This is a genomic window from Pseudarthrobacter cellobiosi (genome assembly GCF_023913755.1).
Lineage (GTDB): Bacteria > Actinomycetota > Actinomycetes > Actinomycetales > Micrococcaceae > Arthrobacter > Arthrobacter cellobiosi.
In genome coordinates, this window is the sequence record NZ_JAMXBJ010000024.1 from 1 (window position 1) to 21,303 (window position 21,303).

Consider the following 21,303-nt stretch of genomic DNA (forward strand, 5'->3'; position numbering starts at 1 on the left):
ACCATGCCCACGATTCTCCCAGCCGCCCCTACCAGGACATGGTTATTCTGTCGGCGTTTTAAGAATTAGGGCCTGTCATTTCTGACCCACGCACCTAGGCGCCGCGGACACGCCGCTGCCGCTTTGGCCGACGCCCTGCCGATGGCTCGGAAACTGGGGATCGCCCGGGTTCTTCTCACCTGCGATGAGAATAACGCCGGCTCCCGGGCGACTATCGAAAGGAACGGCGGCGTCTGCGAGGACACACGCAACGGCAAACGACGCTACTGGATCAACACCGTCTGACCGGTTGACGGCAGCCTGCACACCTGCGCGATTACGAGCGCGAGCCACGCCCGGAGGAGATCCGCACCATGCGGATCTCGCGCACACCGTCCTCCACGTTCACGGTCCCGTCCGCCACGAACCCGTGCTTGCGATAGAACGCCTTCGCCCGGGGATTCGGATCGGCCACCCAGAGCGCTGCCGAATCGTCAGGTCCGACGACGGTATCCAGGAGGGCGGCCCCGGTACTCGTCCCATGCTCGGCCGCCACGACGTACAACACGTAGAGGTGCGTGCTCCACTGCGACTCGGAGCTCCGCAGGGGCCCCGCCATCGCGATCCCGATCACTTCGCCGCCGCGCTCGGCCACCGCCACGTTGTTCGCGCGGTAGCGCTCATCGCTGAGCATGGCAGTCCAGAACCGTTCCCGGGCGGCGGGCAACCCGGGGTCGTCGAAGACGCGGTCCGCCATCACCCCGCGGTACGTCTCACGCCACGCCCGCACATTCACGCGCGCCATCTCGGCAGCGTCGTCGACGCGCGCATAACGAACCCTCACCGGGCAATACCTCTCGGCAGGACTGATCGATGAGCTGCGGCTCCACACTGCGCCCATGATCCTGGGAGCAGGCGAACGACTGCTCGACGGCGTCGCGAACCTCAAGCTTGAGCCGACGGAAGTGAGCGGTACCAGCCTCGTCACCCACGTGCGCTACCGGGTGATCCGCTGAAAGGCTGACACGCTGACACGCTGACACGCTGACGCTCAATCGTCGGACGACACTCAGCGGACGTAACGGTGCCCGTATGCGGGCTGCCGCTAGACGCGCGTTAGGAAGGACTCCACCTTGGCTGGATCTCTCTCGACGACGTCGCCCAGCACGCCGTCAATCCGGTCCAGAGTCTCCTGGCCCAGCGCCAGGTCGGCGGCCTTGACAGTGTCGTCGAGCTGCTCAGGGCGGCTGGCACCGACAATCGCCGCGGAAACGTTGGGGTTCGCCAACACCCAAGCCACGGCCAGGGTAGCCAGCGGTACACCGAGATCCGCGGCAATCGGCTTGAGCTTCTCCACGCGCTCCAGCACCTCGGGTTGCATGAACTTGTGCTCAGTCTTCAGCCCGCCGTCGTCGGCGGTGAAACGGCTGCCGGCCGGTACGGTGGAGGCACCGTACTTGCCGCTCAGCACGCCTTGGGCCAGCGGCGACCAGCACACCTGGGTGATCCCGAGCTCTTCGCAGACCGGCACCACTTCAGGTTCGATCACGCGCCACAGCATGTTGTACTGCGGCTGGCTGGAGACGAACTGGATGCCCAGTTCGGCCGCCAACGCGGCGCCCGCGCGGATCTCCGCCACGGTCCATTCCGAGACGCCGATGTAGTGGGCCTTCCCGGCACGGACGATATCCGCAAAGGCACCCATCGTCTCCTCGAGCGGGGTCTCGTAGTCATAGCGGTGCGCCTGATAGACGTCCACGTAGTCCGTCTGCAAGCGGCGCAGCGAACCGTTGATGGATTCCATTACGTGCTTGCGGGACAGGCCACGGTCGTTCTTCCCGGTGCCGGTCGGGAAGAACGCCTTGGTCATGACCTCGATGCCCTCGCGGCGCACACCCTTGAGTGCTTCGCCGAGCATGGTTTCGGCCTTGGTGCCTGCATAGGCGTCGGCGGTGTCGAAAGTGGTGATGCCAAGGTCCAGGGCCTTGCGCACGCATGCCGTGGCAACATCCTGGTCCACGGTTTCGCCGTGGGTGGCCCAGTTGCCCAGCGCGATCGAGCTGACGTACATGCCGCTGTTGCCGAGTTTGCGATACTGCATAAAGTTTCCTTTCAGAGTTTGCCGGGGTGTCCGGCGGAATACTGAGAATCCGGGGAGGTAGGTGTTGTGCGCAGGGCGCGGGGCGGCGCGGTGGTCTCCCGTACCACCAGGCGTGCCGGGCGGGCAAGGTTGGCCGCTTGCCCTCCATGCATGACCTCCAGGAGGATCCGGGCGACGTCCTGTCCTTGTTCGGCCACCTCGTGGTCCATCGTTGTCAGGCCCAGGACGTCGCAGAGCTCGTGGTTGTCGAATCCGACCACAGAGAAATCCCGGGGAACTTCCAGGCCTGCCTGGCGGAGGACCTTGAGGACCCCGAAGGCCATCTCGTCGGAGGCTACAAAAGCCGCGGTCGGAGCGCGTTCAGCGACAAGCAGCCGGGACATGGCCGCCGCGCCCCCAACGACACTGTTCTCATCGAATTGTTCAAGGGCGTCGTCCAGGGTCAGTCCGGCCTCGGCCAGAGCCTCCCGGTATCCCACCAGCCGCTCCAAGGGCGGGACACCGCCCAAATTGCTGCCCTCCTCATCACGGATGCCGATGAACGCTATCTGCTCATGGCCAAGGTTCAACAGGTGCCTCACAGCAGCCCGCCCGGCCCCGACGTTGTCCACAGACACCGATCCGGCACCCTGCGCTTGAGCCCCAAGCAAAGCTACCGCCTGCCCCTGGGAGGCGAGCGATTCCAACTCCTCCCTGCTCGGCTGCAGGGCCATGATGATGACCCCGTCCGTACGGCCATGCAAATGCAGGGTGCCGAAGAACCTCTGACGCTGTCCGGCAGTGGCGAGCTCGTAGAGGAGCACATCGAATCCGGCCTCCCGGAGCCTGTGTGTGGCCTCGCCAATGACCTTTCCGAAAAACCACTTGGCCAGCACCGGTACCACGATGCCCACGGTCATCGTCCGGCCTGTCGCAAGACGCGACGCAGCCGGGGATGCCGAATAGCCTAGCTCATCGGCCGCTTTCTGCACGCGCTTGCGAGTTGCCACCGAAACGCCAGGAACGGAACGCAATGCACGGGAAACTGTTGATACAGAGACCCCAGCACGTTCCGCCACTAATTCAACGCTAGCTACCATACAACCCATGCTAGACAAGCATTCCACATTGACGCAAGCGCTTGCAATTCGTTCAGTGCGTCAGTGACTCCAATGCCGACGCCGGGGACGCTCGGCTCGACCCTCCCCACGCCCACCTCACCCCGCGTAGCCTGAATCTATGGACTCCGAAGTCCGCGATCTCACGCTCCGCACGGGCATCTCAGTGCCGTGCCTCGTCCAAGGCGACGGCGACGGCGACGCAAAACTGGTGCTTCTGCTGCACGCGTGGGGCGAATCCCGCGGGAGCTTTGACCGCCTGATTCCCCTGTTGACCGGTTTCCGGGTCTACGCGCCGGACCTGCGCGGGCAAGGCGAAGCGGACAAACCGGAGGGCGGCTACTCCCTGGCGGAACAGGCCGAGGACGCTGCAGCGATCCTGGACGCCCTCAACGTGCCGCGGGCCGTCGTCGTCGGCTCATCCAGCGGCGGCTACGTTGCCCAGCAACTGGCCATTTCCCATCCCGAAAAGGTCGCGGCGCTGGTGCTGGTGGGCGCTCCCCTGAGCCTCCACGGGCAGACCGCCTTCGCCGACGAAGTGGACAGCCTGACCGACCCCCTCGACGAGGACTGGGTACGGGATTCCCTGTCCTGGTTTCCCCTGCTGCACGAGGTCCCCGCCTGGTACATCGAGGACCGTGTGCGCGACGGTCTCAGGATGCCCGCCCGCGCCTGGTCAGCCATCCTGAACGGACTGTGCGAGGCCACGCCACCCACGGAATCGGGAACCATCCAGGCGCCCACGCTGATCCTGTGGGGCGGCCAGGACGGCCTGCTGCCACGCGGCGACCAGGAAATCCTGGCAGCCCGGATCCCCGGCTCCGTGCTGAAGATCTATCCCGATGTGGGACATATGGTGCTGTGGGAGTGCCCGGATCGGGTGGCAGAAGATACGACGGCGTTCCTCGCCTCCCTGGGCTAGCCAGGCACCAAGCCAGCGGCCGCCGTCGTGATTCCCGACGGCGGCCGCTGGCCAGGTGAGGGGCTTAGTTGAGGTATCCGTTCGGGTTGAGGACGTATTTGGTGGCCGCGCCGGCGTCGAACTCGGCATAGCCCTTGGGCGCATCCTCCAGGCTGATCGCCTTCGCGTTCACGTTCTTTGCGATGCTCACCTTGTCATGCAGGATGGCCATCATCAGCTGCCGGTTGTACTTCATCACCGGGCATTGTCCGGTGGTGAAGCTGAGCGACTTGGCCCAGCCGGTGCCCAGGCTCAGGCTCAGCGCACCCTTCTTGGCAGCTTCGTCCACACCGCCCGGATCGCCGGTAACGTACAGCCCGGGAATGCCCAGCGCACCGCCGGCCGCGGTGATTTCCATCAGCGAGTTCAGCACCGTGGCGGGTGCCTCCTTGGCGTCATGGCCGTGGCCGCGCGCTTCGAAGCCCACCGCGTCCACGCCGCAGTCCACTTCCGGGACGCCCAGGATCTGCTCGATCTGCTCCGCGGGGCCGCCCTTGCTCAAGTCAATCGTTTCGCACCCAAAGCTGCGCGCCTGCTTCAGCCTGTCCTCGTTCAGATCCCCCACAATCACGACGGCGGCACCCAGCAAATGAGCGCTGGTGGCCGCTGCGAGGCCAACAGGCCCGGCGCCGGCCACATACACGGTGGAGCCGACGCCCACCCCGGCCGACACCGCGCCGTGGAAGCCCGTGGGGAAGATATCCGACAGCATGGCCAGGTCCATGATCTTCGCCATGGCCTGGTCCTTGTCCGGGAACTTCAGCAGGTTCCAGTCCGCGTACGGGACCAGCACGTAGTTGGCCTGGCCGCCCACCCAGCCGCCCATGTCCACGTATCCGTAGGCGCTGCCGGGGCGGTCCGGATTGACGTTCAGGCAGATCCCGGTTTTGCGTTCCTTGCAGTTCCGGCAGCGACCGCAGGCGATGTTGAAGGGCACAGAACAGATGTCCCCGACTTTGATGAACTCGACGCCGGGCCCCACCTCCACCACTTCGCCGGTGATCTCATGCCCCAACACCAGGTCGGAAGGGGCCGTGGTGCGCCCGCGGACCATGTGCTGGTCAGAACCGCAGATGTTGGTGGCCACAGTTTTCAGGATGACCCCGTGGGGTACTGTGCGCCCCACGTTCGCCGGGTTCACGCCCGGTCCGTCCTTGAGTTCAAAGGTGGGGTAATCGATGTCGATCAGTTCGACCTTGCCCGGTTCCTTATAAGCAACGGCTTTGTTTGCAGTCATCAGTGCTCTCCTCTCTCGGCACGGCACGCCGTCGTGGGGCTGCCGTGAGTTGTGAAGTGTTGCGATGGATCCCCCAGATACAGGGCCTGCCCATGGCTTGAGCAGCTGGATGTTTTCCTGGAGTTGGAGGTCCGGCCAGTCTAGGCATGCCGGTCCGAAGGGTCCATAGCCCGAACCCCCTACTTGCTCCCCTGATGAGGGGGACGGTTGACTGGGCACGATCGGCCAGCCCGGCCACGGAGAGTTCTGGTGGGATTCCGCCACCGGTCCGGGCACGTCCACGGCACCCCGGGCTTCCACCTCGCCCCGAGCGCGGGGCCTGTTTCGGAAGCCCCCCGGCCCCTGATCAGGCACCGAACCGAACTGCGGGTCCCGGCGGAAGCCCGCGACGCCTTCCTGGGAGCCAGCTTCCCGCAACTGGCCCAGGACACCGATGTCATCTCCAGCGATGCCTCCGTGGAACTTCCGCAGATCCTGCCGCCGGAGCTGGTCCTGACCGCCACCCATAATTCCGCCACACTGCAGCTTCACTGGCACTGGGAGTACGCGTCCGCGGCTCGAGGAACCTGAGCGATACCAGGAGGTACTGCGAGATTTCCCGCACCGGGGGGAACAGGCACCCCCGGAAACGCCCTTACAGGTTCAACGGGGCTGACGTTCCCGTAAGTCCCTGCCTGAGTCTCAACCGGATGAACGCCCGACAAGCCCGCCCAGCACCACGTTCACCGGTTCCTGCCCGGCCTGCAGCAACCCGATCTGCTTCCGGATCAGCCGCGCTACCCGCGGCAGCATGGCCGAGCTCGCCCCGCCCACGTGCGGGGTGATCAGTACTCCAGGCGCGGTCCAGAGAGGATGATCGCGCGGCAGCGGTTCCGGGTCCGTCACGTCCAGGGCCGCCCGGAGCCTGCCGGACGATGTCTCCAACAGCAGGGCCTCGGTATCCGCCACCGGCCCGCGGGCCACGTTCACGAGGAGCGCGCCGTCCGGCATCGCCGCCAGGAAGCGGGTGTCAACCAGGTGCCGGGTCTGCTCGCTCAGGGGAACGCTGACCACCACAATGTCGTGCAGCGGCAGTTGCTCATACAGGGAATCAATCCCGTGGATCCTGCCGCGCTCATCGTCGCGGCCGCGGCTGGCCAGCCGCGTCACCTCGGTCTCGAACGGCAGCAGCCGGGCCTCAACCGCCTTCCCCACTCCCCCGTAGCCCACCAGCAAAACTCGCCTGTCGGCCAGGCTGGGGCGCTCGCGGTGGTCCCAGGTCCCCGTCGCCGAATTCCGCACAAAGTCCGGGATCCCCCGCTGGCTGGCGATGATCATGCCCAACGCAAGTTCCGCCGTCGACGTCTCATGCACTCCGGCCGCGTTGGCGAACAGGCACCCCGCGGGCAGAACCGCCTCGACGCCGTCGTACCCGATCAGCTGGCTCTGCACCAGGCCGACGTCCACTGAGTCCAGCGCAGCCAGCGCCCCTACGCCGCCCATATAGGGCGGCACCACAATGTCGAACTGCTCCGCCGGCGCCGGGCCGGTCAGGTCCCACAGGAAGAGTTCGACGCCGACGGACGGCTCAAGTGCGTCCACCAGGTTCTGGCTGGGCAGACTCACCCGTAGTTTCGGTGATGCGGGCAAACCGGACATGGGTGCTCCTTCTTTCGACTCACCTGCCAGTTAACCAGCCCAGCGCTACCGGTCGGTCTTGACCACCGTGAACAGCACCGCCGAGTCCTCTTCCGCTTCCAGACTGTGCAGCCCGTCCGGCACGATCAGGAGATCCCCTGCCTTGCCCTGCCATGACTCCCCGCCAGCCCTCAGCCAGACCGATCCCTTCAGCACGTAGACCGTTGCCTCGCCGGGGTTCTGGTGCTCGCTGAGCTGCGTGCCGGCACGGAAAGCCATGACGGTCTGGCGCAGTTTCTTCTCATGCCCGCCGAACGCTGTATCGGCTGCCCGCCCGCTGGGTGCCGCAACAGCGGCAGCGATCTGCTGACGGGCCAAAGCCTCAATCGATATCTTTTGCATGACGCAACCGTACCTACGATTGCGTGCGTTGCCGAGGGCCGTTCACTCACCGTCCTGCGGTGCTACCCGTGCGTGACGGCAGCCCCCAGAAGCCCGAACAGCGTTCCGGCCGCCAGGGCAATGAGGGCGCGCCTCCGCGTGGGATACAGCCAGCGCACTGCGAACACAGCCACCGCGAGAATCAACCCGTTCACCACGCTCATGGTGACCGCTAACCATTCGGTCCCGGTGGACACCCCGAAGCCTCCACCGCTGCAGCCGCTGATCCCGCACCAGGCAAGACCCGCTACGAGCCACTGCGGGAAGCTCAGCAGGACAGCGAGGGGCACGGTCCACCAGAGGTTGCGGACGTTCCGGGTGACCCCGTGAATTGTCACCACCGGAACCTGAGGCACCGCGGCAGGCACAGCCACAGCCGTGGCGGTGGGCGTGGCAGCGGCTGGAACGGGCCTTCGGATGCTCAGGATCATCCACCGGAAGAGCGCTGCGTTGACCACCGCAAGGGCGAGGAATCCCAGGTAGTGGATAACCGTCGTCGGACTCAACACACCCGGCGATGGCGGACTCGAGGTGTCAAGGAGGAAGGCCACGGCGAAATACGCCGCCGAAACGGGAAGCGTCAGGACCACCACGGCCAGCCACAGCCGCTCCCGGAACACGGCATCCAGACCCGTTTCGAAGGAACCGGTAACGAGCGAAGCTCCGACAGCGGCCACCGTCACTGCCAGATAAACGGCGACGACGATCCTGGCCCAGCGCGGTAGTGACCCCTTATCCGGCAATGACCCTGTCCGCATGATCACGACCCGCCCGCGCCGGACGGACCATCCGTAATTCCGGCAGCTCTTCCCACTCGGGTGGCAGCTGGCCGCGGGTGCCGTCAGGGCGAAAGCCGTGTTTGCGGTAGAAGGCGAACGCCCGGAGATTGTTCTCCAGCACCCAGAGATACGCCGGGCTCTCACCTATGGCCGCGCTCAGCAACGCGGCCCCCAGCCCGCTGCCGTGCGTCCGCCGGAGTGTGTACAGCGAATACAGTTCCAGCACCTCCGGGCCGTCCTCATCCCGTGCGGGACCCGAGTCGGCGAGACCCACAACTTCATGGTTGGCGTCCACGGCAATGATCCGCGGGTCGCTGCCGGCCAGGAATGGTCGACGGCGTTCCACCCGTTCGGGAATGCTGGCCCTCCGTGTGCGGAAGAACTCCGCTGACAGCCGGTCCCCATAGGTCTCCTCGTGGGCCAGGGTGTGCATGTGCACCACGGCTTCAGCGTCCTCGGGAGTGGCCTGCCTGATGAGAAAGTCCATGGCCCCAGCCTAGCTACTTCACCCAGCCCGCATTCTGCAGCCAGCCTGCCAGAATGGGCAGCGCCACGGCACTGTCCATTGCACCCGGATGATTTAGGCCCGGCAGGACGCGGACGTCCCACCCGGCCTCGGTCAGGGCCGCTTGATGCCTCGCCAGGGGCTCCCCGGTGGACACCCGGACACCGCGCCAAACCGGCTTGTAGTCGATCTGGTCCTCGGCGTCGGCGAACGCGAGTTTGGGCAGGTCCCCCCGGAGCACTGCGGCGGAATCGTCAAAGTCCTGCAGCGCTTCGTACAGGGAGACGAACTGCTGCGTCTGCGCCTCGGTGGTCTGGACCGACACCGAATCCCAGTCCATGCGGTGCGCTTCGTAGTCCGCGACTATGACCCCGGTTGGTTGGTGCCAGCCCGTTGATGAGGTTTGGTCCCAGGTCCGGGTCCCCGCCCCACTGGCGCAGCGTCTCCGCTTCGGCCGTCGTGTGCAGCGCCAGGCTGACCGACGCCGGGCCTACTTGAGGATCTCGGCACGGCGCAGCCGGACGATGTCCTCCAGCACGTCGTTGGGGAGGGGATGCGCCGCCGTGAACCGGATGGTCCCTTTGGACAGGGAGTGCCCTTCAAGCCGGCCGGCGACGGCGTCAATCACCGCCGGGGAAAACGGGAAGACGGAGAGGTGCTTGGCTGCCCGAACGACGCCCACGAGTGGCTTTCCCTCAAATTTCAGGGCCGGCATCCCATAGCTCATCCCCTGCTCGGCCTCCGGCACAACGGCCCTTGCAATGTCGATCACATGTTGCAGGCAGCCGCCGTCCGGCTCAGGGAGATCGGCCAAGGAATCGTCAACGGAGCCCATGGCGCCCATTCTATTCCTGGGTGTGGCGCGCTATTCCTGAGTGTGGCGCGCGAGAGGCCGCACCTGCCTTCGCGGCAAGTGCGGCCCCTTCGTGCGCCAATCAGCCTGCGGGTGGCTACTTGCGCTGGGAGATGTTGAGAATGTTCCCTTCGCTGTCCAGGAACCAGGCGGACTTCCCCCAGTCGTTATCAGCAACGCCGTTCTCCGTCTTCAGGCCGGGGAAATCGTAGTCTTCAAAGACGACCCCGCGGCCCCGCAGTTCCTCCATCTCAGCTTCGAGGTTGTCCGTTTCCCAGCCCATCTGGGTGTTCTTGGCCGTCCCGGCATTCTCTGTCGGGTAAATCAGGAAACCCGTTCCGTTGCCGCCGCTGTAAAACAAGCTGTCGTCCTCCATGGAATCCGACGGTTCCAGGCCCAGCTTGTCCCGATAGAAATCCTTCGCCCTGTTGATGTCCTTCGCCGCGAGAACAGCCATGATGGTTCGATCCTTGAGCATGATGATTTCCTTTGTGCCTTGCTTTCGCGTTGGTGGCGATGCTCTCCCCCGGTGGCGGATCCGGAACCCCGTCGTCCGGTGCCGCGTGGCCGCCCGTTGCGCCAAGTGCCGGAGCGGCCACCTGGGACTCTCCTGCGCCGCGCCAGCCATCATCGGCGCGAGGGTCCCCGAAGCCTATGTGGCCATTATGGAACTGAAAGGGCACCCGAGGATATAGGGGATTTTCAACCGCTCCAGGCGGCCCTCAAAGAGGCCCCCACGGTGCCTTCGCGGATGCCCCCACGGATGCCGGGAACAACTGTGGATCTGGGGCCGCTTTTGTTGGCGCACACTTAGCTAGTGCGTACTTTTGGTGTTGAAGAAGAATTCCTGATCGTTGATCCCTCCAACGGCAGTCCCCTGCCTCTGGCAGCAGACCTGCTGCGCCTCCAGGACCCGGGCGAACCGGCGGACCTTTCCACGCACCCGGTGCTCGCCGTCGAGCTTCACCAGGAACAGCTCGAAGTGATCACCCACCCGCACAGCACCCTGAGCGGACTCTCCGCCGAAATCCTGTCAGGCCGCGCCTACGCAGACTCGCTTGCCCGAAAAGCGGGCGCCAGGATCGCCGCGCTTGCCACGTCCCCTCTGGCGGTGACACCCCATTCCACCAGCAATCCCCGCTATGACGCGCTGCTGGAAAAGTTCGCCCTGACAGCCCGTGAGCAGCTGACCTGCGGATGCCACATCCATGTCTCCGTCGACTCCGATGAGGAAGGCGTCGCAATCCTGGACCGGATCCGGTCCTGGCTGCCGCCGCTGATGGCGTTGAGTTCCAATTCCCCGTTCTGGGACGGCGCTGACAGCGGCTATGCGAGCTTCCGCACACAGGCCTGGAACCGGTGGTCCTCTGCCGGGCCGACGGAAATCTTCGGCTCGGCGCAGGCCTACCACCAGCGGGTGGCGGACCTGGCCGGCACTGGCGTAGTCAACAACCCTGATTTCGATGCCCGCCTCTCCGCCCGCCACCCCACCGTGGAGATCCGGGTATCCGACGTTTGCCTCGATCCCCGCGACACCGTCCTGATCGCCGCCCTAGTGCGGGGCCTGGTGGAGACCGCTGCCCGGGAATGGAAATCCGGCCAGGACCCGGACATGGTTCCGGCCATCATCCTGCGCCAGGGGGCCTGGCTGGCCAGCCGGTGGGGAATCCAGGGCGAGCTGCTCCACCCGCTGACCCACAAGCCGGAATCCGCGCGCAATGTCATCGCCGCGCTCCATAACCATGTCCGCGACGCCCTGGTCGAAGCGGGCGACGCTACCTACGTCGAGGCATCCCTGCACCGGATCTTCAGCAACGGAACCGGTGCCAGGCTGCAGCGCCAGGCCTACGCGCGCCACGGCAGGCTGGCTGACGTGGTGAGCGACGCCGTCGTCATTACCCACCAGGAGCCGGCTTTCTACGAGCCGAGCACCTCGGATGACCTATCACTTTTGGTCCCCAACCCAGTGGTTTAGCCACCAAACCTGATAGAGCAAACCCGCGCGCTTTGGTCTCGCGTCGGATTCTGCTCAATCATCAACTTCCACCCTGCCGGGAGGGCTGGATTTCCGGGGCGGCCCGCATGCCGCCGTCGAACGATTGAGCAGAATCCGTCGGCCGCAAGTGGGCCGGGAACCGCGGGATAATGGAAGCATGAGCAATCAGGACCCGGATCCCTGGGCGGAATTCGACAGGCTCAAGCCCGCAGTCCCGGACCGTGTGGCCGGCTATCCCGGCGGCGAACCGGTGGGCTTTGGCTTCCGGACGGGTGTGCGCAGCGCCAAAGTGGCCCTCGGCTTCGCCGTGTACGCGCTGGCGCTCGGCACCACCCTGGTCCTGACCGGCGCAGTGGTCTTCATGGCCCAGGGGCAGTGGCTGCTGCTCGGGCTGATGGTCCTGATCGAGGCCGTCTTTGTCTATGGATTCATCCGGCTGGCACGCCAGGCGCGCAACCGCCGCGTCTCCGGCTAGTTGCCACACAGGCCAGGCGGGCTTCTGGCCAGGCGGGCCTCTGGCCGGGCAGTACGGCTAGGACCGCGAGGCGCGGATGGCCCGGCCCGCAGCGGCGCCGGCAGCCAGGATCACCGGGACCAGGCACATCAGGGTGACCACGGTGTTGGGACGGAACGCCGCGCGGCCGCCGACGGTCCGGTATACCCCCAGCGGCAGCACCATCCCGCCGCCACCCCCGCCGGAGGCACCGTCACCGGCTTCGCCGCCTCCCCCGAACCCGAACGACACCAGGGCGACCGGGATGATCTCTTCCCCGCCCACCTGGACGGCCGGGCCATAAGCCTTCGTGGCGCCAATGTTTTTGAAGGTGTCCACAAAGGACGAAAAGGAATCAGACATGACTTCACCATAGGCGCGCGGCGCGGCGATCACCACGGGTGAGCGGCCGACGCCGGGCCTTCCCCAGCGAGCCGAGCATAGCCCCGCGACCCCTGCCTGCAATACTTCGGGGATGTCTGCTCCTTCAGCCGCGTTCGCCGAGAACGCCATCTGCCAGCCCGCGCGCGCCCAGTTCGAGGCCTTCATCGATGACCACCGGAACATGCTCAGCGCCTGCCTGAACGGCCTCACCGAGGAGCAGGCGCGCCGGTCGCTGGTGGCATCCCGCACCACACTGCTGGGCCTGGTGAAGCACGCGGCGTTCGTGGAGAAGGTCTGGTTCGACGAGGCCATCACGTGCCGGCGGCGCACCGAGATCGGCATTCCGGCAACACCCGACGAGTCGTTCATCCTCACGGCCCAGGACACCATCGCCAGCGTCCGGCGGGCGCACCGGGAGGCTTGCGAGGCATCGCGCCAGGCGACGTCGTTGTTGGAGTTCGACGACGTGCTCCCCGGCAACCGCCGCGGCCCGCTCCCGCTGCACTGGGTATACCTGCACGTGCTGCGGGAGTTCGCCCAGCATTGCGGGCACGCCGATATTCTGCGCGAGCAGATCCTCAACGGCTGACGCCGGGCAAGCGCCGGCGTCAGCAGCGCCGGGTCAGGCCTTGTTGGCCGTCGCGGCGGCCGAGAGCGCAGCCAGCCCGCGCTCGAAGTCGCCGCCGACCATCTTGTCCATGTTCACGATCATGGCAAAAATCTTCGCGAGCCCCTTGTTCTCGCCGGTCATCCGCCACGTGACCTGGGTTCCGCCGTCGGCCGGGGTAAACGTGAAAGTGGTGGGGTTCACAGCCTTGAACGGCTTGGTGAACTCAAGCCGGACCTTGATACTCCGGGGAAAGTCGGACTCGACAATTTCCATGGTTCCGCTGCCTGCTTTGCGGTTGCCACTCCATGCATACTTGGCCCCCACACCGGCGTCGTTGCCCGAATACGAGCGGTTCAATTTCGGGTCCACGTTCTCCCAAGGCGACCATTTGGTCCACTCAAGGAAGCCGTTGACCAGCGGAAAGACGTCTTCTGCGGGGGCGGGAATAACGGCGCTGCGAGTGACTTCGTAAGATGACATGCCGCAATCATAGGCGGATGGAGCCGAGATTCAGCGGGTCTTGCACGCGGCGTTCACCAAGTGTTCCGGAACCCGAAACTTGGCTCGCCTACAGTCGCAGGATCGACGGCCGGAAGTACGGCCGCATCAGCGAAAGAGGCAACGATGACCACCGGAATCCACCAGCCCAACATCAGCCGACGGGCAGCGCTGGCTGCCGCTGGGACGCTTGGCGCGCTGGGACTGACAGTGGCCGCAGCAACCGGCAGCTACGCGGCGCCGGGGGCGAAGGCACCCAAGCCCGCACTTGCCTTCCGCCCAGACGGCGGCTTCAAAGTGATCCAGTTCAACGACACCCAGGACGACGAGCAAACGGACCGCCGCACGATCGAGCTCATGGACAAGACCCTGGACGCGGAGAAGCCGGACTTCGTGGTGATCAACGGCGATGTGATCAATGGCGGCTGCGACTCTGAGCTGGAGGTCAAGCAGGCACTCAACCACGTGGTCCAGCCCATGGAGCGCCGGCAGATCCCGTGGGCCGTCACGTTCGGCAACCACGACGAGGATTCCGTGGCACGGACGGGCATGACCGAGGCCAAAATGCTGCAGTTCCTGCAGACCTACGAATTCAACATGAACGGCGACTCCACGCCGGGGCTCACCGGGACGTCGAACTCGATGCTGCTCGTGCAGTCGGCCAAGTCCAAGGAGCCGGCCTTCGGCCTGTGGCTCATCGACACCGGCCGATATGCCCCGGACGCCATCAATGGACAGGACTTCGAAGGCTACCCCGACTGGGACTGGGTACGCATGGACCAGGTCACCTGGTACCGCAACCTGTCCATCGCCACCGAGCAGAAGTACGGCAAGAAGGTCCCCTCCCTGATGTGGGGCCACATTGCGCTCCACGAGCACCGCAACATGTGGTTCGCCAGCCTCGACTCGCGGACGGACGCCGATCACACCCGGGCCCTCACGAAGCACAACATCGTCGGCGAGCGGAACGAGGACGAGTGCCCGGGCCCCATCAACTCCGGCCTGTTCAGCGCCTTCCTGGAGCGCGGGGATGTGCTCGGCTACTTTGTGGGCCACGATCACGTCAATACCTACGTGGGCAACTACTACGGGGTGCAGCTCGGCTACGCCCCCGGAACCGGATTCGGCGCCTATGGGCTCCCCGGCGCTGAACGGAACCGCCTGCGCGGCGCCCGGGTCTTTGAGCTGGATGAGAACCACCCCGGAATCTACAAGGACACCCGGCTGGTCTTCGCCAAGGACATGGGCATAGACCTAACGGCCAACGACCAGCCGATCGTTCCGCAGCCGCTGGATCCGGCCCAGGTCTAGGGACGCTACCATCGGCCAAGACTAGGTTGCCGCTCCGTGTGGCTCCGGCGGGACTGGCGGGCGAGGGGGTGGGGCGGGCTATCCGGCTGTTGGCCGGTTCCTGCTGTCCCATCCCCTGTGCCGCAGGTTGCGGGTGGCCATCAGCGTGGCGCCGATGAACAGCACGCCCAGGACCACGGTGGCGACGCCCACGTAGAACCATCCACCCTGGCCGAAGATCATCAGCGCGACGCCCAGCAGGCACAGGCCTTTAGCGGTGATATCCAAGTACAGCTGCACCTTTGGCGAGTCCATACCTCCACGATAAGCCCGGCGGCGGCATTGCAACCCGTGTGCTTTTCTTAGTCCGCCCGTTCGGAGCTACTGGTCAGGCGGACAGCGGCCAGGCCCGCGGCCGCAGCCCAGGCCTGCGGCGAACCTGCGTGATGGTACCTAACCGGCACAGGGAAATCCGCCCGCGAGAAACCGCCGAACAGTTCCGGCAGGCTGTTGCCGAAGTGCGCGGCAGCCTCCCGGATCCCCGCTGCCACGGTCCGTGCCTGGTCGGTCAGCCCGTAGGCTGCCATTCCCTCCGCGGCCAGCATGCATCGGCGGCATCCGCGAAACGCTGTACCCCATGTCGCTTTCCCGGGCCACGCGTCACCTTGACGTCCGGCTTGCAGCCCTGGGCGAGGACGCTGGAATCCGCGGGATGTCTTCCCTGTTGGTGAACCAAGTATTCTCTGCTTCCGCGGTCAACGCCCGGCTCGGCTGAGCGCAGCCGGCAACTGACCGCTACGCCTGGGCGGCGCCTGAAGCCAGGACCGCCTTCAGGAATTCCAGGTGCGCCGGCGCGGTGGCCTGCCGGTCAGCACTTCGAAGCGCTGGCGCTCCGGGTTGTGGCGGATGGTGACATCGTGCACAGGAACTCCTCGGTTCGGCTTCCGGTACAGCCTAACCTCGGTACCCCCGTCTTATTTCGTCGCCGGCTTTCCGCCGGCTAACAGGCCAGGTTGAGCGCTTCCAGCGCCACGCCGGCCATCTCGAGCGACCGCTCGTCATCGAAACCAATCAGGTCAGGGGCGGGTGCACGGGACACCGCCATGGCCACCTGACGGGACCCGTCCGCGCTGATCAGCGCCAGCGCCGCGTATCCCCGCACCACCCCGACATGGCCGAAGTAGTCATTGTTGGAGCACTCGTCATACCGTCTGACGAGACCAAGGCCGAATGTTTCGTACTTTGGATGATGCATCTCCTGCACGCTTTGGAGCGTCAGCAGGGTCCCTTTCTGCAGGGCGGCGAAATAGGTGTTGAGTTCGGGGACCGTGGAAATCATCCCCGTATCGGGGGAACCTGCGTGGAACGGAGCCAGCGTGTTGTCAAACAGCTCGCCATTTTCCCTGGTGTAGCCGTGGACCATCCGCTGCGGGCCCGGCTCCTCCCCCGTCATCAGGGTGTCCTGCAGCGCCAACGGCACCACGTTGTCGTCGTGAATGACCGCTCCGATGTCCTTGCCCCGCAGCTTCTCGACGAGGAGCGCGAGCGCTGAATAATTGGTGTTCGAGTAGTAGTAACGACTGCCCGATCCGCCGGTCCACGACATGGCCGCAACGAAGGACAGACGCTCCTCATGGGTAAAGCGCCTGTTCCCTATGTCGATGGGACTATCCCAGTAGTGGGGCATCCCGGACCGGTGGCTGAGCAGGCTGCGGATGGTGATGGGTCCAGGCGGCTTGATGATGCTCTCGAAGTCCGGCAGGTACTTCTGGATGGGGTCATCCAACTGGACTTTCCCTTCCTCCACCAGCTTCATGACCGACACCGCCACCATGGTCATGGTGATGTCGCCGATATGGGTCTGGTCGGTCAGCTGCACGGGCTCCTGGTTTTCGAGGCTGCGGACGCCTTCGGCCGAGGACCATTCGCCCAGCCTTGACTTCAGCTGGATGATGACGGCCGTCGCTCCTGCCGCGCGCATTTCCGCGCTGTACCTTTCCAGCGCGGCAACAAAGGCCCGCGTCTTCGGGGCCGTCGCCGTCGCCGTCGCCGGAGAGGATTGAAGGGTCGGGGACTGCTGATCTGGCGGATCCGGGGCGCTGGTGCAGCCTGCGAGCGAGGCCACCAGCACGGCCGCTGCCACGCCGGCCGCAAGGCCGAAGGAACTGAAACCATGAACGGCTGCCTGCATCCCACGTCCCTTCACGGGGCCGGTCAGCAACTGAACACCCAAGAGACCGCCAGCTGCACCGGCATCTTCGATGTTCCTCAGGGCTAAGGGGAGTGTCAAGGACGCTGCGGCAGCCCGGTGACTCAGCCGCCCAGGCCTTGTAGTGTCGTGGGCAATGGGCAAGGACTCCCCCTGCCGCCCACTAGCAGCGAACCGGCAACCTAGGAGCGAACATGACTGTTGACGAGAACGAAGCCCAGGTCCTGGACCAGTGGACCCGCCGGCTGGCCCAGGCGCTGCAGATCCTGGACCTGGAGGTGGATCAGGAACTCCTCCTTGATCTGGCCAGGAAGTCTGCCGGCTCGGTGATCCATGCGGCCGCACCGGTCACCACTTTCCTGGTGGGTTACGCCGCAGGGCTCGCCGCCGGCAACGGCAGCGCCGGATCCAAGGAAAAGTCGACGGCGGCAGTCACCCAAGCGGCCGACGTCGCCTTCCGGCTGTGCGAGGACGGGCACGACGGCGGCCCGGCGGCTGGGGGCTGGGCGGACACCGGTCAGTAGGGAGCCCCGGCCGCCGGGTCTCGCTCCTAACCGTCTAACCGGCTGCCGGCTCCAGCCGGACGATCACTGCCTTCGACGCCGGCGTCTGGCTGCCCTCGGCCACGCTGTCCAGCGGCACCAGCACGTTGGCCTCAGGGTAGTAGGCTGCCGCGCAACCGGCCGCCGTCGGGTACGAGACCACCCGGAAGTTCCGCAGCACGCGCTCCACGTTGTCCTTGTACACGCCGCGGATATCCACGTGCTGACCGTCGCTGAGCCCCAGTTCGGCGAGGTCCCCGGGGCTAACAAACACCACTTCGCGGCCCTTCTTGATACCCCGGTAGCGGTCGTTGTTGCCGTAGATGGTGGTGTTGAACTGGTCGTGCGAGCGCATGCTCTGCAGGATCAGCGTTCCGGCCGGCCGCTCCACATGTTCGAGCTCGTTGACCGTGAGCATGGCCTTGCCCGTCGGGGTGGTGAACGTCCGCGAATCCCGCGGCCCGTTCGGCAGCACAAAGCCGCCGTCCTGCCGGATCTTCCGGTTGTAGTCCTCGCAGCCGCTGACCACGTGCGAGATGTGGTCCCGGATGAGGTCGTAGTCCTTCTCGAACCCGGCCCAGTCCGCCTGCACGGAGTTACCCACCACTTTTTCGGCCAGCCTGCTGACGATGGCCACTTCGGACAGCAGGCCCGGGGCCACCGGCTCCACCGTCCCGCGTGAGGCATGAACCGCGCAGACCGTGTCCTCCACGGAGACAAACTGCGGACCGGATTCCTGCATGTCAATCTCCGTGCGGCCCATCGTGGGCAGAATCAGGGCCTCTGCCCCGGTGACGGTGTGCGAGCGGTTGAGCTTGGTGGAAATCTGGACTGACAGCTCAGTGTTCTCCATTGCCGCGAACGCCGCGTGGGTGTCCGAAATGGCTCCCACGAAGTTACCGCCCATGGCCACGAAAACCTTGATGCCGCCGTCGCGCATTTGCCTGATGGTTTCGACGGCGTCGACGCCGTGTGCGCGCGGCGGTTCAAAGCTGAATTCCTTGCCGAGGGCGTCCAAGAATGCCGGTGGCATCTGCTCCCAGATGCCCATGGTGCGGTCGCCCTGGACGTTGCTGTGACCGCGGATGGGAGAGGCACCGGCGCCGGGCTTGCCGATATTGCCCCGGAGCAGCAGGAGGTTGATGATCTCCTTGATGGTGGCCACACCCTTCTTGTGCTGGGTGATGCCCATGGCCCAGGTGATGATCACCTTCTCCGCCCTGAGATAACGGTCCGCGAGCTCGTCGATCTCCTCGGTCCGCAGGCCGGTGGCCGCCAGCACGGCAGCCTCGTCCAGCTGGGCCAGATGCTCGCGAAGCTCCTCCAGACCTTGGCAGTGTTCGGCGAGGAACGCGTGGTCAAGCACCGTGCCCGGATTCGCAGCTTCGGCGTCGAGAACCCGCTTGGAGACGGCCTGAAGCAGGGCCATGTCCCCGCCGATGCGGACCTGCAGGAACTGGTCGGCGATCTCCGTGCCGCGGCCAAGGATCCCGTTGACCTTCTGCGGGTTCTTGTAGCGCATCAGGCCCGCTTCCGGCAGCGGATTCACGGCCACAATGCTGGCTCCCGCCTCCTTGGCTTCCTCCAGGGCGGTCAGCATCCGCGGGTGGTTGGTGCCCGGGTTCTGGCCCATCACGATGATCAGGTCCGCCTTGGCGAAGTCATCGTAGGAGATGGTGGCCTTGCCAATGCCGATGGTCTGGCCCATGGCCCAGCCAGAGGACTCGTGGCACATGTTGGAGCAGTCCGGCAGGTTGTTGGTCCCATAGGCCCGGACAAACAGCTGATAGAGGAACGCGGCCTCGTTGGAGGTCCGGCCGCTGGTGTAGAACGCGGTCTGGTCAGGGCTCGGCAGCCCTTTGAGCTTGTCGGCGACGATGGTGAAAGCCTGCTCCCAGCTGACCGGCCGGTAGTGGTCCTGCCCCGCTGGCTTGTGGACAGGCTCGGTGAGTCGCCCCTGCATCCCCAGCCAGTACTCGGACCGCTGCCGCAGGTCGCCGACCGGGTTCTCGGCCCAGAATTCGGAGCCGATCACCACCGGGGTGGCCTCCCAGGTGACAGCCTTGGCGCCGTTTTCGCAGAACTCGAACGTCTTGCGGTGCCCGGGGTCCGGCCACGCGCAGCTCATGCAGTCGAAACCGTCCTTCTGGTTCAGCGCCAGCAGGGTTTTCCCGGTCCTGACCACACCCATGTGCTGCACGGCCGGCTCCAACGAGTGGTAGACACCCGGGACGCCGGCGGCCCACGTCTTGGGGTGGCCGCTGACCTCGATGTCAGCCTCGTTGACCTCTTCCACGTGCGGGTTCTTGCGTGCCACGTTGCACTCTCCTTGGTTCAAGCTCACACCGGCAGCGCACTGGTTTTCAGCGCGGTGTGACGGTCCCAGTCCACCCTTACTGAGGGGGTCATCCAAGTCAAGCAGGACTAACGGCAAACGCCTAGGTAGGGTGGACTGATGGACGTCCCTCCCTTTGTCTGGACCCTGACCATCGCGGGAATCGTGGGCCTGCTGGCTTTCGATTTCTTCTTCCATGTCCGTAAGGCCCACACCCCCACGCTCAAGGAATCGGCCATCTGGTCCTCCATCTATGTGGGGATCGCCCTCCTCTTTGGCCTGGGGGTGCTGTTGTTCGGCGGCACCACCATGGGCACTGAGTACTTCGCCGGGTACATCACGGAGAAGGCCCTGTCCGTGGACAACCTCTTTGTGTTCCTGATCATCATGGCCAGCTTCAAGGTCCCCCGTGCGGACCAGCAGAAAGTGCTGCTCTTCGGCATCGTGTTTTCGCTGATCGCCCGGACGGCGTTCATTTTCCTTGGCGCCGCTTTGATCAACACCTTCGCGTGGGTGTTCTACATCTTTGGCCTGATCCTGCTGATCACCGCTGGGAACCTGCTTAAGCCGGACAATCACGACGACGACTCCGAAGGTTTGGTGGTCAGGCTCGCCAAAAAGTACCTCCCGGCGTCGGCCCATTACGATGGCGACAAACTCTTCACCCATGAGAACGGCAAGCGCGTCCTCACCCCGATGCTCCTGGTGATGGTTGCCATTGGCGGCACCGACATCCTGTTTGCACTGGACTCCATCCCCGCCATCTTCGGCCTCACGCAGAACGTCTTCATCGTCTTCACAGCCACCGCGTTCTCGCTCATGGGCCTGCGTCAGCTCTTCTTCCTGATCGACGGACTGCTGGACCGGCTGATCTTCCTTGCCTACGGTCTCGCCGCCATCCTCGGCTTCATCGGCGTCAAGCTCATCCTGCATGCCCTGCACGAGAACAACCTGCCGTTCATCAACGACGGCGAGCACGTCAACGTCATCGAAGTCAGCACCGGCGTGTCCCTGACCGTGATCCTGGGCGTCCTGGCGGTCACCGTCCTGGCCTCGATCTTCAGCCCCAAGGGCAAGGCCAAGAACGCGGTTTCCGGCGCCAAACGGCACGCCACCGAATACCTGGACCTCAACTACGAAACGGACATGGCGGAGCGGGACAAGCTCTTCGCCCGGATGGTCCGGGAGGAAGACCAGATCCGCAGCCTGCCGGAGAAGTACAAACGGCTTATCCGCAACGAAACCGAATTCATGGACCTCCTCCGCAAAGCCCACACCGAGCACGACGACGCGCAGGTGCGGGCAGCACAGGAGTAGCCGGGGGCCTTATTGTCAGCCCCTCTTGCTAGATTCAAACCAGCGCCAGGGGAACTGCC

General features: G+C 65.2%; 27 protein-coding genes and 2 pseudogenes. 11 read left to right on the plus strand and 18 right to left on the minus strand.

Annotation, left to right across the window (positions count from 1 at the left end; all coding sequences use genetic code 11):
- The first annotated feature begins 81 nt into the window (after positions 1-81).
- Positions 82-285, plus strand: coding sequence for a GNAT family N-acetyltransferase (locus NG696_RS01485; protein ID WP_374211166.1), 204 nt, complete (start codon positions 82-84; stop codon positions 283-285).
- Between the two features lie 31 nt (positions 286-316).
- Here the strand turns inward: NG696_RS01485 and NG696_RS01490 are convergent, their stop codons facing one another.
- The gene (locus NG696_RS01490) at positions 317-823 is read right to left on the minus strand and encodes a GNAT family N-acetyltransferase (RefSeq protein ID WP_252573640.1); all 507 of its coding nucleotides are present in this window, start codon (positions 821-823) and stop codon (positions 317-319) included.
- Positions 824-827: 4 nt separating this feature from the next.
- On the opposite strand from NG696_RS01490, the pseudogene NG696_RS01495 reads away from it, so the two are divergent.
- Positions 828-995 (plus strand): annotated as a pseudogene (locus NG696_RS01495) (dihydrofolate reductase family protein); the annotation flags it as partial.
- An 89-nt stretch (positions 996-1,084) separates the two neighbouring features.
- Here NG696_RS01495 and NG696_RS01500 read toward each other — a convergent pair.
- From NG696_RS01500 to NG696_RS21045, 3 genes and pseudogenes are all read right to left on the minus strand, one after another.
- Positions 1,085-2,080, minus strand: a complete 996-nt coding sequence (locus NG696_RS01500; RefSeq protein ID WP_252573641.1) for an aldo/keto reductase family protein — start codon at positions 2,078-2,080, stop codon at positions 1,085-1,087.
- An 11-nt stretch (positions 2,081-2,091) separates the two neighbouring features.
- Positions 2,092-2,979 carry a LacI family DNA-binding transcriptional regulator gene (locus NG696_RS01505; RefSeq protein ID WP_252573642.1) on the minus strand — a complete coding sequence of 296 codons (888 nt, stop codon included), beginning with the start codon at positions 2,977-2,979 and terminating at the stop codon, positions 2,092-2,094.
- A gap of 51 nt (positions 2,980-3,030) precedes the next feature.
- Positions 3,031-3,168 (minus strand): annotated as a pseudogene (locus NG696_RS21045) (LacI family DNA-binding transcriptional regulator); the annotation flags it as partial.
- 130 nt (positions 3,169-3,298) lie between these two features.
- Here NG696_RS21045 and NG696_RS01510 point away from each other — a divergent pair.
- On the plus strand, positions 3,299-4,099 hold the full coding sequence (locus NG696_RS01510) for an alpha/beta fold hydrolase (RefSeq protein WP_252573643.1): 801 nt from the start codon (positions 3,299-3,301) through the stop codon (positions 4,097-4,099).
- A 64-nt stretch (positions 4,100-4,163) separates the two neighbouring features.
- On the opposite strand, the gene fdhA is transcribed toward NG696_RS01510, so the two are convergent.
- Positions 4,164-5,375 (minus strand): formaldehyde dehydrogenase, glutathione-independent, encoded by a 1,212-nt coding sequence (gene fdhA, locus NG696_RS01515; RefSeq protein ID WP_252563756.1) that lies wholly within the window; start codon positions 5,373-5,375, stop codon positions 4,164-4,166.
- 249 nt (positions 5,376-5,624) lie between these two features.
- Between fdhA and NG696_RS01520 the strand changes: the two genes are divergently transcribed.
- The gene (locus tag NG696_RS01520) at positions 5,625-5,945 is read left to right on the plus strand and encodes a hypothetical protein (protein ID WP_252573644.1); all 321 of its coding nucleotides are present in this window, start codon (positions 5,625-5,627) and stop codon (positions 5,943-5,945) included.
- A 111-nt stretch (positions 5,946-6,056) separates the two neighbouring features.
- On the opposite strand, the gene NG696_RS01525 is transcribed toward NG696_RS01520, so the two are convergent.
- From NG696_RS01525 to NG696_RS01555, 7 genes are all read right to left on the minus strand, one after another.
- Positions 6,057-7,013 carry a 2-hydroxyacid dehydrogenase gene (locus tag NG696_RS01525; RefSeq protein ID WP_252573645.1) on the minus strand — a complete coding sequence of 319 codons (957 nt, stop codon included), beginning with the start codon at positions 7,011-7,013 and terminating at the stop codon, positions 6,057-6,059.
- Positions 7,014-7,058: 45 nt separating this feature from the next.
- Positions 7,059-7,394: a cupin domain-containing protein gene (locus NG696_RS01530; RefSeq protein WP_056346835.1), complete on the minus strand. Its 336-nt coding sequence runs from the start codon at positions 7,392-7,394 to the stop codon at positions 7,059-7,061.
- 62 nt (positions 7,395-7,456) lie between these two features.
- Positions 7,457-8,191, minus strand: a complete 735-nt coding sequence (locus NG696_RS01535) for a hypothetical protein (protein ID WP_252573646.1) — start codon at positions 8,189-8,191, stop codon at positions 7,457-7,459.
- Positions 8,166-8,699, minus strand: coding sequence for a GNAT family N-acetyltransferase (locus NG696_RS01540; RefSeq protein WP_252573647.1), 534 nt, complete (start codon positions 8,697-8,699; stop codon positions 8,166-8,168). Before NG696_RS01540 ends, NG696_RS01535 begins: the two co-directional genes overlap by 26 nt.
- Before the next feature lie 13 nt (positions 8,700-8,712).
- Positions 8,713-9,057 (minus strand): hypothetical protein, encoded by a 345-nt coding sequence (locus NG696_RS01545; RefSeq protein ID WP_252573648.1) that lies wholly within the window; start codon positions 9,055-9,057, stop codon positions 8,713-8,715.
- Between the two features lie 150 nt (positions 9,058-9,207).
- The gene (locus NG696_RS01550) at positions 9,208-9,552 is read right to left on the minus strand and encodes an iron chaperone (RefSeq protein ID WP_252563770.1); all 345 of its coding nucleotides are present in this window, start codon (positions 9,550-9,552) and stop codon (positions 9,208-9,210) included.
- A 115-nt stretch (positions 9,553-9,667) separates the two neighbouring features.
- Entirely contained in the window at positions 9,668-10,048 is a 381-nt protein-coding gene (locus NG696_RS01555; protein WP_252573650.1) for a VOC family protein, read from the minus strand.
- A 339-nt stretch (positions 10,049-10,387) separates the two neighbouring features.
- Between NG696_RS01555 and NG696_RS01560 the strand changes: the two genes are divergently transcribed.
- Positions 10,388-11,545 carry a glutamate--cysteine ligase gene (locus tag NG696_RS01560; RefSeq protein WP_252573651.1) on the plus strand — a complete coding sequence of 386 codons (1,158 nt, stop codon included), beginning with the start codon at positions 10,388-10,390 and terminating at the stop codon, positions 11,543-11,545.
- Positions 11,546-11,723: 178 nt separating this feature from the next.
- Complete coding sequence (locus NG696_RS01565; protein WP_252563776.1) at positions 11,724-12,041, plus strand: hypothetical protein; 318 nt, start codon at positions 11,724-11,726, stop codon at positions 12,039-12,041.
- Between the two features lie 57 nt (positions 12,042-12,098).
- Here the strand turns inward: NG696_RS01565 and NG696_RS01570 are convergent, their stop codons facing one another.
- Positions 12,099-12,422: a hypothetical protein gene (locus NG696_RS01570; protein ID WP_252573653.1), complete on the minus strand. Its 324-nt coding sequence runs from the start codon at positions 12,420-12,422 to the stop codon at positions 12,099-12,101.
- Between the two features lie 112 nt (positions 12,423-12,534).
- On the opposite strand from NG696_RS01570, the gene NG696_RS01575 reads away from it, so the two are divergent.
- Positions 12,535-13,032 (plus strand): DinB family protein, encoded by a 498-nt coding sequence (locus NG696_RS01575; protein ID WP_252573655.1) that lies wholly within the window; start codon positions 12,535-12,537, stop codon positions 13,030-13,032.
- A 33-nt stretch (positions 13,033-13,065) separates the two neighbouring features.
- Here the strand turns inward: NG696_RS01575 and NG696_RS01580 are convergent, their stop codons facing one another.
- Complete coding sequence (locus NG696_RS01580) at positions 13,066-13,533, minus strand: SRPBCC family protein (protein ID WP_252563782.1); 468 nt, start codon at positions 13,531-13,533, stop codon at positions 13,066-13,068.
- 144 nt (positions 13,534-13,677) lie between these two features.
- On the opposite strand from NG696_RS01580, the gene NG696_RS01585 reads away from it, so the two are divergent.
- Entirely contained in the window at positions 13,678-14,862 is a 1,185-nt protein-coding gene (locus NG696_RS01585; RefSeq protein ID WP_252573657.1) for a metallophosphoesterase family protein, read from the plus strand.
- Positions 14,863-14,940: 78 nt separating this feature from the next.
- Here NG696_RS01585 and NG696_RS01590 read toward each other — a convergent pair whose 3' ends face one another.
- Positions 14,941-15,156, minus strand: a complete 216-nt coding sequence (locus NG696_RS01590; protein ID WP_252563787.1) for a hypothetical protein — start codon at positions 15,154-15,156, stop codon at positions 14,941-14,943.
- 47 nt (positions 15,157-15,203) lie between these two features.
- Positions 15,204-15,428 (minus strand): hypothetical protein, encoded by a 225-nt coding sequence (locus NG696_RS01595; protein WP_252573659.1) that lies wholly within the window; start codon positions 15,426-15,428, stop codon positions 15,204-15,206.
- A gap of 50 nt (positions 15,429-15,478) precedes the next feature.
- On the opposite strand from NG696_RS01595, the gene NG696_RS01600 reads away from it, so the two are divergent.
- Positions 15,479-15,616 (plus strand): hypothetical protein, encoded by a 138-nt coding sequence (locus NG696_RS01600; RefSeq protein WP_252573661.1) that lies wholly within the window; start codon positions 15,479-15,481, stop codon positions 15,614-15,616.
- 225 nt (positions 15,617-15,841) lie between these two features.
- On the opposite strand, the gene NG696_RS01605 is transcribed toward NG696_RS01600, so the two are convergent.
- A complete protein-coding gene (locus tag NG696_RS01605) occupies positions 15,842-17,032 on the minus strand; it encodes a serine hydrolase domain-containing protein (RefSeq protein ID WP_252573663.1) in 1,191 nt (396 codons plus the stop codon).
- Between the two features lie 212 nt (positions 17,033-17,244).
- Between NG696_RS01605 and NG696_RS01610 the strand changes: the two genes are divergently transcribed.
- On the plus strand, positions 17,245-17,574 hold the full coding sequence (locus NG696_RS01610; RefSeq protein ID WP_252563816.1) for a DUF6457 domain-containing protein: 330 nt from the start codon (positions 17,245-17,247) through the stop codon (positions 17,572-17,574).
- 34 nt (positions 17,575-17,608) lie between these two features.
- Here NG696_RS01610 and NG696_RS01615 read toward each other — a convergent pair whose 3' ends face one another.
- Complete coding sequence (locus NG696_RS01615; protein ID WP_252573665.1) at positions 17,609-19,909, minus strand: FdhF/YdeP family oxidoreductase; 2,301 nt, start codon at positions 19,907-19,909, stop codon at positions 17,609-17,611.
- Positions 19,910-20,047: 138 nt separating this feature from the next.
- On the opposite strand from NG696_RS01615, the gene NG696_RS01620 reads away from it, so the two are divergent.
- Entirely contained in the window at positions 20,048-21,244 is a 1,197-nt protein-coding gene (locus tag NG696_RS01620) for a TerC family protein (RefSeq protein WP_252563822.1), read from the plus strand.
- The last annotated feature ends 59 nt before the right edge of the window (positions 21,245-21,303 follow it).

What these genes read in the sequence shown, in the direction of transcription:
- NG696_RS01575 (WP_252573655.1), top strand. Translation starts at nt 12,535, where the DNA reads ATGTCTGCTCCTTCAGCCGCGTTCGCCGAGAACGCCATCTGCCAGCCC.
- NG696_RS01580 (WP_252563782.1), bottom strand. Translation starts at nt 13,533, where the DNA reads ATGTCATCTTACGAAGTCACTCGCAGCGCCGTTATTCCCGCCCCCGCA.
- NG696_RS01510 (WP_252573643.1), top strand. Translation starts at nt 3,299, where the DNA reads ATGGACTCCGAAGTCCGCGATCTCACGCTCCGCACGGGCATCTCAGTG.
- NG696_RS01620 (WP_252563822.1), top strand. Translation starts at nt 20,048, where the DNA reads ATGGACGTCCCTCCCTTTGTCTGGACCCTGACCATCGCGGGAATCGTG.
- NG696_RS01530 (WP_056346835.1), bottom strand. Translation starts at nt 7,394, where the DNA reads ATGCAAAAGATATCGATTGAGGCTTTGGCCCGTCAGCAGATCGCTGCC.
- NG696_RS01535 (WP_252573646.1), bottom strand. Translation starts at nt 8,191, where the DNA reads ATGCGGACAGGGTCATTGCCGGATAAGGGGTCACTACCGCGCTGGGCC.
- NG696_RS01590 (WP_252563787.1), bottom strand. Translation starts at nt 15,156, where the DNA reads ATGGACTCGCCAAAGGTGCAGCTGTACTTGGATATCACCGCTAAAGGC.
- NG696_RS01550 (WP_252563770.1), bottom strand. Translation starts at nt 9,552, where the DNA reads ATGGGCTCCGTTGACGATTCCTTGGCCGATCTCCCTGAGCCGGACGGC.
- NG696_RS01570 (WP_252573653.1), bottom strand. Translation starts at nt 12,422, where the DNA reads ATGTCTGATTCCTTTTCGTCCTTTGTGGACACCTTCAAAAACATTGGC.
- NG696_RS01600 (WP_252573661.1), top strand. Translation starts at nt 15,479, where the DNA reads ATGTCGCTTTCCCGGGCCACGCGTCACCTTGACGTCCGGCTTGCAGCC.
- NG696_RS01500 (WP_252573641.1), bottom strand. Translation starts at nt 2,080, where the DNA reads ATGCAGTATCGCAAACTCGGCAACAGCGGCATGTACGTCAGCTCGATC.
- NG696_RS01610 (WP_252563816.1), top strand. Translation starts at nt 17,245, where the DNA reads ATGACTGTTGACGAGAACGAAGCCCAGGTCCTGGACCAGTGGACCCGC.
- NG696_RS01525 (WP_252573645.1), bottom strand. Translation starts at nt 7,013, where the DNA reads ATGTCCGGTTTGCCCGCATCACCGAAACTACGGGTGAGTCTGCCCAGC.
- NG696_RS01605 (WP_252573663.1), bottom strand. Translation starts at nt 17,032, where the DNA reads ATGCAGGCAGCCGTTCATGGTTTCAGTTCCTTCGGCCTTGCGGCCGGC.
- NG696_RS01585 (WP_252573657.1), top strand. Translation starts at nt 13,678, where the DNA reads ATGACCACCGGAATCCACCAGCCCAACATCAGCCGACGGGCAGCGCTG.
- NG696_RS01555 (WP_252573650.1), bottom strand. Translation starts at nt 10,048, where the DNA reads ATGCTCAAGGATCGAACCATCATGGCTGTTCTCGCGGCGAAGGACATC.
- NG696_RS01565 (WP_252563776.1), top strand. Translation starts at nt 11,724, where the DNA reads ATGAGCAATCAGGACCCGGATCCCTGGGCGGAATTCGACAGGCTCAAG.
- fdhA (WP_252563756.1), bottom strand. Translation starts at nt 5,375, where the DNA reads ATGACTGCAAACAAAGCCGTTGCTTATAAGGAACCGGGCAAGGTCGAA.
- NG696_RS01595 (WP_252573659.1), bottom strand. Translation starts at nt 15,428, where the DNA reads ATGGCAGCCTACGGGCTGACCGACCAGGCACGGACCGTGGCAGCGGGG.
- NG696_RS01540 (WP_252573647.1), bottom strand. Translation starts at nt 8,699, where the DNA reads ATGGACTTTCTCATCAGGCAGGCCACTCCCGAGGACGCTGAAGCCGTG.
- NG696_RS01505 (WP_252573642.1), bottom strand. Translation starts at nt 2,979, where the DNA reads ATGACCGTGGGCATCGTGGTACCGGTGCTGGCCAAGTGGTTTTTCGGA.
- NG696_RS01545 (WP_252573648.1), bottom strand. Translation starts at nt 9,057, where the DNA reads ATGGACTGGGATTCGGTGTCGGTCCAGACCACCGAGGCGCAGACGCAG.